11 protein-coding genes are annotated in these 12,762 nt (G+C 68.1%); 9 read left to right on the top strand and 2 right to left on the bottom strand.

All coding sequences use genetic code 11. The features are described from left to right. Positions 1-78 precede the first annotated feature (78 nt). Together RU09_RS12265 and RU09_RS12260 are read right to left on the bottom strand one after the other, a co-directional pair. Positions 79-405, bottom strand: a complete 327-nt coding sequence (locus RU09_RS12265; RefSeq protein WP_042540935.1) for an L-rhamnose mutarotase — start codon at positions 403-405, stop codon at positions 79-81. Positions 406-416: 11 nt separating this feature from the next. Further along, positions 417-1,745 carry an alpha-L-fucosidase gene (locus tag RU09_RS12260; RefSeq protein ID WP_042540934.1) on the bottom strand — a complete coding sequence of 443 codons (1,329 nt, stop codon included), beginning with the start codon at positions 1,743-1,745 and terminating at the stop codon, positions 417-419. An 86-nt stretch (positions 1,746-1,831) separates the two neighbouring features. Between RU09_RS12260 and RU09_RS12255 the strand changes: the two genes are divergently transcribed. From RU09_RS12255 to RU09_RS12215, 9 genes are all read left to right on the top strand, one after another. Next, the gene (locus RU09_RS12255) at positions 1,832-3,175 is read left to right on the top strand and encodes an alpha-L-fucosidase (RefSeq protein WP_042540932.1); all 1,344 of its coding nucleotides are present in this window, start codon (positions 1,832-1,834) and stop codon (positions 3,173-3,175) included. 69 nt (positions 3,176-3,244) lie between these two features. After that, on the top strand, positions 3,245-4,501 hold the full coding sequence (locus RU09_RS12250; protein ID WP_231567560.1) for an ABC transporter substrate-binding protein: 1,257 nt from the start codon (positions 3,245-3,247) through the stop codon (positions 4,499-4,501). Positions 4,502-4,514: 13 nt separating this feature from the next. Beyond that, a complete protein-coding gene (locus tag RU09_RS12245; RefSeq protein ID WP_082041122.1) occupies positions 4,515-5,477 on the top strand; it encodes a carbohydrate ABC transporter permease in 963 nt (320 codons plus the stop codon). A gap of 4 nt (positions 5,478-5,481) precedes the next feature. Then, positions 5,482-6,333, top strand: coding sequence for a carbohydrate ABC transporter permease (locus tag RU09_RS12240; RefSeq protein ID WP_231567557.1), 852 nt, complete (start codon positions 5,482-5,484; stop codon positions 6,331-6,333). Then, positions 6,333-7,481: a mandelate racemase/muconate lactonizing enzyme family protein gene (locus RU09_RS12235; RefSeq protein ID WP_082041117.1), complete on the top strand. Its 1,149-nt coding sequence runs from the start codon at positions 6,333-6,335 to the stop codon at positions 7,479-7,481. The genes RU09_RS12240 and RU09_RS12235 overlap by 1 nt, the downstream gene beginning before the upstream one ends. Continuing rightward, positions 7,478-8,503: an aldo/keto reductase gene (locus tag RU09_RS12230; RefSeq protein ID WP_042540924.1), complete on the top strand. Its 1,026-nt coding sequence runs from the start codon at positions 7,478-7,480 to the stop codon at positions 8,501-8,503. Before RU09_RS12235 ends, RU09_RS12230 begins: the two co-directional genes overlap by 4 nt. A 5-nt stretch (positions 8,504-8,508) precedes the next feature. Continuing rightward, positions 8,509-9,225 carry a GntR family transcriptional regulator gene (locus tag RU09_RS12225; RefSeq protein WP_052492962.1) on the top strand — a complete coding sequence of 239 codons (717 nt, stop codon included), beginning with the start codon at positions 8,509-8,511 and terminating at the stop codon, positions 9,223-9,225. Positions 9,226-9,407: 182 nt separating this feature from the next. Then, positions 9,408-12,350: a Na+/H+ antiporter subunit A gene (locus tag RU09_RS12220; protein ID WP_042540920.1), complete on the top strand. Its 2,943-nt coding sequence runs from the start codon at positions 9,408-9,410 to the stop codon at positions 12,348-12,350. Beyond that, positions 12,350-12,762, top strand: a 413-nt coding sequence (locus RU09_RS12215; RefSeq protein ID WP_042540918.1) for a Na(+)/H(+) antiporter subunit C, incomplete at its 3' end; no start/stop codon positions are given. The genes RU09_RS12220 and RU09_RS12215, both read left to right, overlap by 1 nt.

The raw sequence follows: 12,762 nt of genomic DNA, 5'->3' as shown, positions 1-12,762 counted from the left end.
GGGGCTACTCTGCCACGACCGCCGCGAAGACTCCGGTCTTCGCCGGTCCGCCGGTCACGCGATCTGCCGATCAGGCGATCAGGCGATCTGCGACCTCAGATCCCAGACCTCTTCGAGAGGAGCGGTTCCCTCGGCGCCATCCGCATCGCGGAAGAGCTCGACGAAACGCCCGATGTCGGCCTGCCAGGCGTGATCGGCCGGGTCATCCTCGAGCGCGGCGACCGCAGCGTCCCAGTCGTCGCACTCGACCAGGTGGAAGAGGCGGTGGCCGGATCGCCAGATGGTCCAGTCGTGGATGCCGATCCGCGAGAAGGTCTCAGCGAGGGCATCGGGGATGCGCGCGTGGTTCGTGCGGTAATCGTCGATCGCGCCGTCGCGGATCTCGGAGTGCAGGGCGATGCGCATGGGTGTGCCTTTCAAGCCAGGGGGCGGAACGAGATCGCGACGGGGGTCGCGGCATCCGCCACATCGACCAGGATGGCACCGTCGACGCGCTCCGCGGAAACCCCGGTGTCACCGATACGGGCCGTCTGCTCGTCGAGGAGGCCATCGGGATCGGGCAGGCGAACGCTCCCGTTCTGATCGATGACCGCGTGCACCGCGTCGTCGGTGCGCGTCCAGCGCAGCCAGGGTTCGTCGGACGCCCGCAGTCGCTCCTCCGGTCGCGCGCCGAAGACCGCGTGACCGTGACGGCTGTTCCACTCGCCGAGGCCCTCGAGGGTCTGCCGCTGGAGCTCGGGGATGCGCCCGGATGCCTCGAGCCCGATGTTCAGCAGCAGATTGCCGCCTCTCGAGACGACGTCGACGAGCAGGCGCACCGCCTCATCTGCCGACAGCAGGTGCTCTCTCGTCTCATTGCGGTTGTGCCCGAAGGAGAGACCGATGCCCCGGGTGTTCTCCCACGCCTCGCCCACCTCGACCGCCGTGCCGTGCACGTACTCGCTGGTGCGGAAGTCCCAGTGCGACTCACCCCAGCGGTCGTTCACGACGCCCTCTGGCACTCGCGCGTAGAAGGTCTCGAATGCGTGCGCGAGACTCTTGGGTCCCGGTGCGATGCCGGCATCCGGCCAGCGGATGTCGCCCCACAGGATGTCAGGTCGGTATCGGTCGATCAGGTCGATGACGTGGTCGTGCGCATACTCGGCGTAGGCGAGGTCATCGGGGGCGGGGTCGCCGTCGTGCTCGATCGGCGGAAGGTCGGAGAAGTGCCAGTCGAGCCCGCCCGAGTAGTAGACGCCGAAGCGGAGTCCCGCGGCGCGGGTGGCCTCGGCGAAGGCCCCGATCAGGTCCTGCTGAGGCCCGCGTGCGACGGTGTTGCGTCCGTCGGTGCCCGGTGCGTCCCACAGGGTGACCCCGTCGTGGTGCTTGGTGGTCGGGATGAAGTAGCCGGCTCCCGTCGCCGCGACGACCGCGAGCACCTCGTCGGCGTCGAACGCCTCGGCCTTCCACTGGTCGAGGAAGTCGTCATAGGGGGCTCCGCCGTGCACCTCCTGCTGATGCGCGTGTGCGGGGGAGCCTTCGATGCGGATCGTGTTCGCGTACCACTCGGCGTAGGGATTGTGGGCGTACCACTGCTCTCGCGGCACTGCCCCGAGTTCGCCTGTCGGCTCGGCCCACGCGGGCACGGAGTAGGGGCCCCAGTGCACGAATATCCCGAGCGCCGCACCGCGGAACCACTCGGGCAGGGGCCGTTCGAACTCTCGGTAGGCCTCGGGGCGAACGGGGTCGGTCTCGAACATCGCCATCGGAAAACACCTTTCATCACACCCTTGTGAACCGTTTCGTCTATCACGTATCCTATAGGAAATCTTGAACTCAAGGGAGAGCTTCGATGACTGACGCAGGATTCCGCCGCCCCACCGACCGCATCCCCGGCGGTGAGTGGTTCAGCGGCGCGGGCTTCGGCATCTTCGTGCACTGGGATCAGGCCTCGCAGCAGGGGATCGAGATCTCCTGGCCGCTCGTCGGCCGCTCGATCATCCCCGGCGAGGACGCCGTCGAAGATGCGGTGACAGTCGCCCAGTATCAGGCGACGGCGCCGACGTTCGACCCGACGGAGTGGGACGCCGCCGATCTCGCCCGCCGCGTGCGCGACGCGGGCGCGACCTATGTCGTCTTCACCGCACGCCACCACGCCGGCTACAACATGTTCTTCACCGAGCAGTCCGACTTCGGCGTCGAGCACGGCCCCTTCGGCCGCGACATCACACGCGAGTTCGTCGACGCCGTGCGGGCCGAGGGGCTGAAGGTCGGCATCTACTACAGCCTTCCCGACTGGAACCACCCCGACTACCCGGCGTTCCGCGACGAGGACCTGCCGTACAAGCTCGAGCACTGGCCCGCCGCGGGGCTGGCCGAGTTCGCCGACACCCCGGATGCCACCGATCGCCATCGTCGCTCGTCGCCGGAGGAGTGGTCGCGCTATCTCGAGTACGTCCGCGCGCAGCTCACCGAGCTGCTCACGAACTACGGACAGATCGACCTGCTGTGGTTCGACGGAGACTGGGAGCGCTCGGCGGTGGAGTGGACCTCTCCCGGCCTGCGTCGACTGATCAAGGAACTGCAGCCGCACGTCGTCATCAACGATCGTCTTCCCGGTCAGGGCGACTACCGCACGCCGGAGCAGGGATTCCCGCTCACCCCGCCGACCGGTCCATGGGAGCTGTGCCTGACGATCGGCGATCACTGGGCATGGCGCAGGGGGCCCGACAACGAGAAGTCCGCGCGGTCGCTGCTCGTCACCCTGATCGACGTCGTCGCCCGCGGAGGCAACCTGCTGCTGAACGTCGGCCCCGGCCCCGACGGCACGCTGCCCGCGGTCGAGCAGGAGCGTCTGCAGGAGTTCGCCGAGTGGATGCAGTCGCACGCCGAGGCCGTGATCGGCGTCGAGCCCACCGTGGGCATCGACTTCCACGGCCCGACCACCGCCCGTGCCGGCCGTCTCTACCTGCACCTGACCGCGCTGCCGGTCGAGGAGATCATCGTGCGCGGGCTGCCGGTGCGTTCGATCACCCGAGTGCATCGCCTCGCCGACGATCTCGAGCTGCAGCATGACGCCAGCTTCGAGGTGCACGAGGCGTCCATCGCGGGCGACGACCTGGGCGAGCTGCGAATCGTGGCACCCGCACCCAGCGGTGCGCTGATCGACGTCATCGCCATCGACTTCTCCGAGTAACCGCACCACCCGAGCGACACCCCCTCACCCATCGCATCGAATCAGCATCCAATGAAGGAGGCAGACAGAATGAATGCACTCTCATCCCGACGCGCGAAGCGTCTCGTCCTGACCGGGGCCGCGGGCCTCACCGTGGTCGCCCTCGCCGGTTGTGCCGGGGCATCCGCCGGAGGCACCGGCGGATCCGGCGGTCCGCTCGTGCTCTACACCTGGGCCGCCAGCGAGGGCGACCAGGCGCAGTGGGCCGACTTCATCGACGGCGCGCAGGTCGAGGATCCCGACCTCGACATCTCCGTCGAGGGCCCGAGCTTCTCGGACTACTGGACCAAGGTGAAGACCCGCCTCAGCGGATCGAACCCGCCCTGCCTGCTCACGACCCAGGCCGCGCGCGCACAGGAGCTGGGCGACCTGCTCATGCCTCTCGACGATCTGATCGAGAAGAGCGGTTTCGACATCGACAGCATCGACGCCTCGATGCTCAGCGGCATGACGGTCGACGGGACGATCCGCGCGATCCCCTATGACGCCGAGCCGATCGTGCTCTTCTACAACGTCGAGGCGTTCCAGGCGGCAGGGCTCGAGCTGCCCGGCACCGAGTACACGCGCGACCAGTTCATCTCGGACGCCAAGGCGCTCACCGACGGAGAGAAGAAGGGGCTCGCGCTCGCGCCGGGCATCTTCATCCCCAACGCCTGGTCGCTCGCCGACGGCGTGCCCGCCGTCACCGAAGACGGCGAGCTCGACCTCACGAACTCCGATTTCGTCGACCAGATCCAGAGCTTCTTCGACCTCGTCTCGGTCGAGCAGGTCGCGAAGGCTCCCGAAGCCGCCGACGGCTCCGAAGTGTCGCAGCAGGCGTTCACCTCGGGCGAGGTGCCGATGCTCATCGAAGGCCCCTGGATGTACGGCAGCTTCGCCGACGCCGCCGACTTCACCCTGGGCGTCACGATCGTCCCGTCGACGAGCGGGACGGCAGCCGCGATGACCGCAGGCTCGGGATTCGGCATCGCTGCGAACTGCGACCGCCCTGATGAGGCCTTCGCCGCGATCGAGGCGCTGACCTCGGTGTCGGTGCAGGAGAAGCAGGCCGAAGCCCGAGGCATCGTCCCCTCTCGCATCGAGGCGCTTCCGGCCTGGGCCGAGGGCAAGACCGAGGGTGCCGCCGACGTCGTCGAGGCACTCCTCGCAGACGCGACGCCGCAGCGCACCACCTCGACCTGGAACCAGGTCGAGACCCTGATGACCCAGTACGGAGTGCAGGGCTACCGGGGTGAGCTGACGGCTGCGGAGATCATGGAGACGATCCAGAACTCGGTCGCGGGCTGAGCGGATGGCGATCATGAGCGACCGGAGTGAGGCGACGGCCTCCTCGGTGATGCCCGGCGTGGCGGGGGTGCCGATCGGTGCCCCCGCCCCGCGGGCTCCACGTCTGCGACATCGGCGCGGCGACGGCTGGGTCGCTGTGGCCTTCCTCGCCCCGGGGCTGATCGGGTTCGTCCTGTTCATCCTCACTCCGCTGTTCGGATCGGCCTTCATCAGCCTGTTCGACTGGAAGCTGTTCGGCAGCCCCGACTTCATCGGGTTCGAGAACTACGTCAAGCTGTTCCGCGACCCGACCTTCTACACCGTGCTCGGCAACACGCTCATCTTCGCGGTCGTCTACACGGCGCTGAACCTGTTCGTCGCCCTGACCATCTCGCTGTGGCTGAACACTCGCATGAAGGCCGCTGGTGCGTGGCGGGTCATCTTCTTCCTTCCCGTGATCACCCCGATGGTGGCGAACGCGCTCGTGTGGCGGCTGCTCCTCTCGCAGGACGGACTCGTCAACTCGATGCTCGCGACCGTCGGCATCGACGGCCCCAACTGGCTGTCCGACTCGGCGTGGGCGCTGCCCTCGGTGATCGCGATGTCGGTGTGGCAGTCGTTCGGCTACAACGTGATCGTCCTGTCGGCCGGCCTCAGCGCGATCCCGAAGGAGCTGCTCGAGGCCTCCCGCATCGACGGCACCTCGGCCTGGCAGCGGCTGCGGTTCATCATCCTGCCGCTGCTGTCGCCGTCGCTGTTCTTCTGCTCGACCATGACGATGATCGGCGCGTTCCAGGTGTTCGTGCAGCCGCTGTTCCTCACGCAGGGCGGGCCGGGCGAGAGCACCAACACGTTCGTGCTCTACCTGTATCGCAACGGATTCGTCTTCGATCGGCTCGGATACGCATCCGCCCTCGCGTGGATCCTCTTCCTCGTCGTGATGCTCATCACCGCCCTGCAGTTCGTCGGCCAGCGCAGGTGGGTGAACTATGAGTGACGTCGTGAGCCTTCCCCGCCGCGCACGTCAGCGCCGGGACTCCCTCAAGGAATGGCTGAACACCGCAGCCATCGCCGTGGTGGCGCTGATCTTCGCGTTCCCCTTCATCTGGATGTTCCTCACGGCGCTCAAGCCCGAGAACGAGGTGTTCACCGCGACCCCTCAGATCTTCGGATCGGAGATCCGCTGGGCGAACTTCGTCGAGGCCTGGACGGTCGTGCCGTTCGGCCGCTTCATCCTCAACGGCCTGATCGTCGCGATCCTCGGCGCCGGACTGTCGGTGATCGTCGCCGTGCTCTCGGCATACGCGTTCTCGCGGCTGCGCTTCAAGTACCGCGACAAGCTGTTCCTGCTGTTCGTGCTCACGCTCGTGCTGCCTCAGGAGGTGCTGGTCGTGCCCCTGTTCATCATGATCAACAGCTGGGGATGGAACGACAGCTTCGCGGCGCTCATCATCCCGTTCGCCTTCACGGCGTTCGGCACCTTCCTCATGCGGCAGTTCTTCCTCACCATCCCGATGGAGTACGAGGAAGCGGCGCTGATCGACGGAGCCTCGCGCCTGCGCACTCTCTGGTCGGTGCTGCTGCCGCAGCTGGTCGCGCCGCTGAGCGTGCTCGCGGTCTTCTCGTTCATCGGCTACTGGAACTCGTACCTGTGGCCGCTGATCATCATCAACACACAGGACATGGCCACCGTGCCCCTCGGGCTCGGCATGTTCACCGGTCAGTTCGGCACGCAGTGGGCTCTGCTCATGGCGGCGTCGACGCTGGCCGTCATCCCCTCGCTGATCCTGGTGCTGCTGCTGCAGCGGCAGCTCATCAAGGGGGTCACCCTGGGCGGACTCGGAGGACGCTGATGCACACGACACAAGACACCGCCGCGAGACTGCTCGAGGTCAGGGCGGATGCGACGGCAGGAAGCCGCATCGTGCACGTCGAGGCGCAACTGTGCGACCTTCCGGTCGAGACGGAGCGGACGGATGCGCTGCAGACGTTCGTGAAGCAGGAGACGATCCTCGTGCGACTGCGCACCGCCGACGGCACCGAGGGCATCGGCTACAGCTACACGATCGGCACAGGCGGCGGTGCCGTGCTCAGCCTGCTGCGCGAGACACTGCTGCCGGCGCTGATCGGCCTCGAAGCAGAGCGTCCGGAGGCCGTATGGCTGGCCCTGTTCGGCATCACCCGCGCGACCACCGTGGGGCCGATCACCGCGCTCGCGCTCGCCGCGGTCGACACCGCCGTGTGGGATGCGAAGACGCGGCGATCCGGGCTGCCGCTGTGGGTCGCCGCCGGCGGCGCCTCGCCCTCCGTCCCGGTGTACGACACCGAGGGTGGATGGATGCACTTCGGCACCGATGAGCTCGTGGCGCACGCCGTCGATGCGAAGGAACGAGGCATGGGCGGGGTCAAGATCAAGGTGGGGATGCCGCGGGGCCACCAGGACCTGGAGCGACTGCGGGCCGTGCGGGACGCGGTCGGACCCGGCATGGACATCATGGTCGATGCGAACCAGTCGTTCTCGGTGGCGGAGGCGATCAGGCGCGCCCGTCTCTTCGAAGAGGTCGACGTCTTCTGGTTCGAGGAGCCCCTGCCGGCCGAGGACATCGAGGGTCACCGGCAGCTCGCCCGCTCGACATCGGTGCCCATCGCGGTCGGCGAGAGCATGTACTCGCTCGGGCACTTCCGCGAGCATCTGCAGCGCGGCGGTGCGTCGATCGTCCAGGCCGACGTGGCGCGGGTGGGCGGCATCACGCCGTGGCTGAAGATCGCGCACCTCGCCGAGTCGTTCAACGCCCCCGTGGCGCCGCACTTCCTCATGGAGCTGCACGTCTCGCTCGTGTGCGCGATCCCCAATGCGCTGTATCTCGAGCACATCCCGCAGCTGCGTGCCGTGACGAGGGGCGAGCTGCGCATCGAGAACGGGCGGGCCTGGGCGCCGAACGAGGCAGGGCTCGGGATCTCCTGGAACGACGACGCGCTCGGGCGCCTGGTCGTCGCATGAGCAGTGTCGTCTCCGGAGTCGCGCAGCCGGTCGCGCAGTCGGTCGCGATCGGACGCGGCGGGCTCGCCGCTCCACCCGTCGGGTACGGCGCCGCGGCGCTCGGCAACCTCTATCAGGCGCTGGGCGATGACGAGTGGCCGGGCATCGTGCCTGCGGCGTGGGCAGGAGGCATCCGGTATTTCGACGTGGCTCCGCACTACGGGCTCGGTCTCGCCGAACGACGACTCGGCGACAGTCTGCGGCAGCTGCCGCGCGACGAGTACATCGTCTCGACCAAGGTCGGGCGCCTGCTCGTGCCGCAGGATGCCGCCGGTCGCACCGACGTCGACAACCTGTTCGACGTACCCGCCGACCATCGCCGCGTGCAGGACTACTCGCGAGACGGCGTGCTGCGCTCGATCGAGCAGTCACTCGAACGGCTCGGTCTCGATCGCATCGACATCGCACTGGTGCACGACCCCGACGCGCACGAGCGCGAAGCCCTCGAGGGTGCGTTCCCCGCGCTCAGCGAGCTGCGCGATCAGGGGGTCATCACCTCGTTCGGGGCGGGGATGAACCAGAGCGCGATGCTCGCGCGGTTCGTGCGCGAGACCGACGCCGACGTGATGATGGTCGCCGGGCGCTGGACCCTCCTCGACCAGTCGGCCGCCGATGACCTGCTCCCGCTCGCACACGAGCACGACGTGACGGTGCTCGCCGCGGCGGTCTTCAACTCGGGCATCCTCGCGACGGATGCGCCCGCGCAGGATGCGCTCTTCGACTACGGGCCCGCCGAGCTCCCGGTCGTCGAGCGAGCCCGATCGATCGCGCGCATCGCCCGGCGCCACGGCAGCTCGCTTCCCGAGCTCGCCGCACAGTACCCGCTGACCCACCCTGCGGTGGCGGCGGTGGTGATGGGCGGCGCGAGCGCCGAGCAGGTCTCGAGGAACAGCCGCCTCGTCGCGCGCCCGGTCGCCGCCGAGGTGTGGGACGAGCTTCGAGAACACGGGCTGATCAGCCGAGAAAGGCACCCCGTACGATGAGACTCATGTTCGGCGACGACGAAGCACGCGGACCGCGGCCGCTCCCGGCGCGGCGCGCCCTCGTCGACGATGTGTACGACGCCGTGCTCGGCCTTCTCATGGACCGCGTGATCGAGCCCGGCGCCCGCGTGAACATCGACGCGGTCGCTCGCGATCTCGACGTGTCGCCCACTCCGGTGCGCGAGGCGCTCACACGCCTCGAGGCCGAGGGGCTCGTCGCGAAGCGCGCACTCAAGGGCTACGTCGCGGCTCCTCTGCTCGACGCTGCGGGGCTCCGTGACCTGTACGACATGCGCGAACTGCTCGAGCCCGAGGCCGCGCGTCGCGCATCGACCCATCTCGACGCCGACATCGAGAGCGAGCTCGCGGAGTCCGTCGTTCAGATGCGTGCAGCGTCGGCGCCCGACGCGGAGGAGAGCTTCCGCAACTACCGCCGGTTCATCGACGAGGACCTGCATTTCCATCACCTGATCGCCGAGCAGGCGCAGAGCCCGCTGCTCTCGGAGGCCATCGTGCGGCTGCGGTCGCACATGCACCTCTACCGCCTGAACTTCCGTCACGACTTCGAAGACGACACCCTCAGCGAGCACGAGAGCATCCTGGCGGCGCTTCGCCGACGCGATCCCGAGGCCGCAGCAGAGGCGATGCGCACCCACATCGCGAAGTCGTACGACAGGCTCGGCCCCGCGATCGCTCGACGGGCCGAGAACGCATCCGAATGATCTGATTTCGCGATCGACATCGCGCAAAGTGCCCGAAATCCCGGGCAATACCGGCCATTTGCGCGGTCCGACGCCGACATGATCGACCCGGAACAGCGAAGAATCAAGGTAAACTCGATATCGACACCCGCCCGCCCGCCTGCGCCGCACCCCCGGCCGACGAGCTTTGAGGAGCCGCATATATGCTGACGCTCCTCGCCGTGTTCCTTCTCGGGTCGATCCTGATGCCCGTTCTGGTGCGCTGGCTGGGATCCCAGGCATTCGCCATCGCGGCTCTCATTCCCGCCGCGGCATTCATCCACGCACTGGTGCTCACCCCCCAGGTGCTCGACGGCCCGACGCCCTTCGTCTCGGTCGCGTGGATTCCGCAGCTCGGGTTGAACCTGTCGATGAACATGGATGTGCTCGGCTGGGTGCTGACCCTCATCGTCACGGGTGTCGGCGCGCTCGTGCTGCTGTACTGCCGCTGGTACTTCCACGACGACTCCGCGGGGATCGGCCAGTTCGCCGGTGTCCTGCTCGGATTCGCGGGTGCGATGTACGGCCTCGTCCTGACCGACGACCTGGTCATGCTCGTCATGTTCTGGGAGGTGACGAGCATCCTCTCGTACCTCCTCATCGGCCACTACCGTCGGCGTGCGGCCAGCCGACGAGCTGCTCTCCAGGCGCTCCTGGTCACCACCCTCGGCGGACTCGTGATGTTCGTCGGAGTCGTGCTGCTGGTCGTCGATGCCCGCACCTCGAGCATCCGCGAGATCCTCGAGATCGCTCCCACCGGGGCGATCGTCGATGCCGCCGTGGTGATGCTGCTCGTCGGTGCCATCAGCAAGTCCGCGATCTTCCCGTTCCACTTCTGGCTCCCCGGCGCGATGGCCGCGCCCACCCCCGTGAGCGCCTACCTGCACGCTGCGGCGATGGTGAAGGCGGGCATCTACCTGATCGCGCGCTTCGCTCCGATCTTCGCGTTCACCGGACCCTGGCGGCCGATCATCATCTCGCTGGGGATCGTGACGATGCTGCTCGGCGGCATCCAGGCGCTGCGAGAGACCGACCTCAAGCGCATCCTCGCCTTCGGAACCGTCAGCCAGCTCGGGTTCTTCTCGATCGTGATCGGCTACGGCACGCAGGCGAGCGCGCTGGCGGGCCTTGCACTCGTGATCGCGCACGCGCTGTTCAAGTCGGCGCTGTTCCTGATCGTCGGTGTGATCGACCGCCAGCTGTCGACGCGTGACATCACCGAGCTGAGCGGTGTGGGCCGGCAGGCGCCGGTCATGGCGACTGCGGCATTCATCTCCATCGCCTCGATGGCCGGCATCGCGCCGACCCTCGGATTCGTCGCGAAGGAGTCCACCCTCACAGCCCTCCTCGACGACGCGCTGCACGGATCGCCATGGGGACTCGTCGCCATCATCGGCGTCAGCGTCGGATCCATTCTCACTGCGGCATATGGCATCCGCTTCCTCTGGGGCGCGTTCTGGACCAAGCGCGACGCAGCAGGCGATCGTCTTCCCGACACCGCGTGGCCGGACCCGCCCGTCGGATTCCTCTCGGCGCCGATCATCCTCGCCGGCTTCACGCTGGCCACCGGCATCGGAGCCCCTGCTCTCGACGTCGCGCTCCAGGGATACGCCCTCACGGCCACGCCCGGCCTCGACGCCGAGGGCGTCGCCGCCGAGGGACCAGGGCACCTCGCCCTCTGGCACGGTCTCGAGCCCGCTCTCGGCATCTCGATCCTGTCGATCCTGCTCGGCGCCGCGGTGTTCCTCCTGACCCTGCGCACGGGGTGGGATCGCAAGGCACGGCTGATCCGCTTCACCGCGGCAGACGTCTACTACCTGGTCATGCGCGGCGTCGACCGGCTCTCGGTGCTGAGCACGACCCTCACCCAGCGAGGCTCGCTTCCGGTCTACGTCGGCACGATCTTCGTGGTCTTCGTCGCCGCCGAGATCACGGCTCTCGTCGCCAGCGACATCGACCGCTTCCAGCTCTCGGCCTGGCACACCCCCGCGCAGCTGGTGGTCGCGCCGATGATGGCCGCCGCCGGCGTCATGGCCGTGCGGGCGCAGAAGAGGTACACCGGGGTCGTGCTCGTCTCGATCACGGGTCTCGGCATGGTCGTGCTGTTCGCGACCAGCGGCGCCCCCGACCTGGCGCTGACGCAGATCCTCGTCGAGACCGTGACGATGGTCACCTTCGCGCTCGTGCTGCGTCGCCTGCCTGCGCGAATGGGCGAGCACAACGCCTCCGTCGGTCGCATTCCGCGGGCGCTGCTGGGTGTCGGAGTCGGACTCACCATGGCCCTCGTCGCGGTCGTGGCGACCCAGTCGCGTATCGCGGACCCGATCTCGGCGGCCTTCCCGAAGCTCGCGTACGAGATCGGTCACGGCAAGAACGTCGTCAACGTCGCGCTGGTCGACCTGCGTGGCTGGGACACGATGGGCGAGCTCTCGGTGCTCGTGCTGGCCGCCACCGGCGTCGCCTCGCTCGTGTTCGTCACTCACCGGGCCGACATGCTGTCGGCGACCAAGACGCTGCCCAAGGCGCGGCGCCGTCGAACCCTCAGCCGTCCCCTGGTCGAGACGACCGAGGGCGTGCGCTTCCAGACCGACGAGAACGAGAGCAGCCCCCGCGCCTGGCTCGTCGGCGGACCGAAGATGAACCCGGAGAACCGGTCGATCCTGCTCGAGGTGATCGTCCGCATCCTCTTCCACACGATCATCGTCGTGTCGATCTTCCTGCTCTTCTCCGGCCACAACCTTCCGGGCGGCGGCTTCGCGGGCGGACTCGTCGCTGGCATGGCACTCGTCATGCGCTACGTCGCCGGCGGACGCTGGGAGCTCGGCGCGGCCGCGCCCACGGATGCCGGTCGACTGCTCGGCGCCGGTCTGATCCTCGCGGTCGGCACTGCCGTGGTGCCGCTGTTCTTCGGCCTCGCCCCGCTCACCAGCAACTTCTGGGAATGGGAGATCCCCGGCATCGGCCACATGGAGTTCGTCACCTCGACGATCTTCGACGTCGGCGTGTACCTCGTCGTGATCGGACTCGTGCTCGACGTGCTGCGCAGCCTCGGTGCCGAGGTCGACCGCCAGGCACAGGAGTTCCGCGAGCGGGGGGTGACCCGCTGATGGATGTCTCACTGACCCTGATCGTGATCATGGCCGTGCTGTTCGCCTGCGGCGTCTACGCGATGCTCGAGCGCAGCCTCACCCGCGTGCTGATCGGCTTCCTGCTGCTCGGCAACGCCACGAACCTGCTGCTGCTCATCGTGATGGGCGTGCCGGGGAGCGCACCGTTCTACGGCGCTGAGGGGGAGGTCAGCGACCCGCTGCCGCAGGCGCTCACCCTGACGGCCATCGTCATCACCTTCGCCGTCTCGGCCTTCCTGCTCGCGCTCATCTACCGCTCGTGGCAGCTGGGCCAGGCCGACACCGTCGAGGACGACGAGGCCGACATCGCGCTCCGCGAGCGCACCGACGCCGACGAAGACCTCATGGACGACGAGGCCGACGCCGCCGACGACGAGGCGACCACCGACTT

Origin of the sequence: Microbacterium sp. MEJ108Y (genome assembly GCF_000834175.1) — a bacterium.
In the GTDB taxonomy this organism is placed as follows: Bacteria; Actinomycetota; Actinomycetes; order Actinomycetales; family Microbacteriaceae; genus Microbacterium; species Microbacterium forte.
Note: the sequence above shows the minus strand (reverse complement) of the source record. Positions and strands in the feature narration are given on the sequence as shown.

Excerpts from the sequence above, each read along its gene's own strand:
- RU09_RS12265 (WP_042540935.1), bottom strand. The coding sequence starts at position 405 with ATGCGCATCGCCCTGCACTCCGAGATCCGCGACGGCGCGATCGACGAT.
- RU09_RS12260 (WP_042540934.1), bottom strand. The coding sequence starts at position 1,745 with ATGGCGATGTTCGAGACCGACCCCGTTCGCCCCGAGGCCTACCGAGAG.
- RU09_RS12255 (WP_042540932.1), top strand. The coding sequence starts at position 1,832 with ATGACTGACGCAGGATTCCGCCGCCCCACCGACCGCATCCCCGGCGGT.
- RU09_RS12250 (WP_231567560.1), top strand. The coding sequence starts at position 3,245 with ATGAATGCACTCTCATCCCGACGCGCGAAGCGTCTCGTCCTGACCGGG.
- RU09_RS12245 (WP_082041122.1), top strand. The coding sequence starts at position 4,515 with ATGAGCGACCGGAGTGAGGCGACGGCCTCCTCGGTGATGCCCGGCGTG.
- RU09_RS12235 (WP_082041117.1), top strand. The coding sequence starts at position 6,333 with ATGCACACGACACAAGACACCGCCGCGAGACTGCTCGAGGTCAGGGCG.
- RU09_RS12230 (WP_042540924.1), top strand. The coding sequence starts at position 7,478 with ATGAGCAGTGTCGTCTCCGGAGTCGCGCAGCCGGTCGCGCAGTCGGTC.
- RU09_RS12225 (WP_052492962.1), top strand. The coding sequence starts at position 8,509 with ATGTTCGGCGACGACGAAGCACGCGGACCGCGGCCGCTCCCGGCGCGG.
- RU09_RS12220 (WP_042540920.1), top strand. The coding sequence starts at position 9,408 with ATGCTGACGCTCCTCGCCGTGTTCCTTCTCGGGTCGATCCTGATGCCC.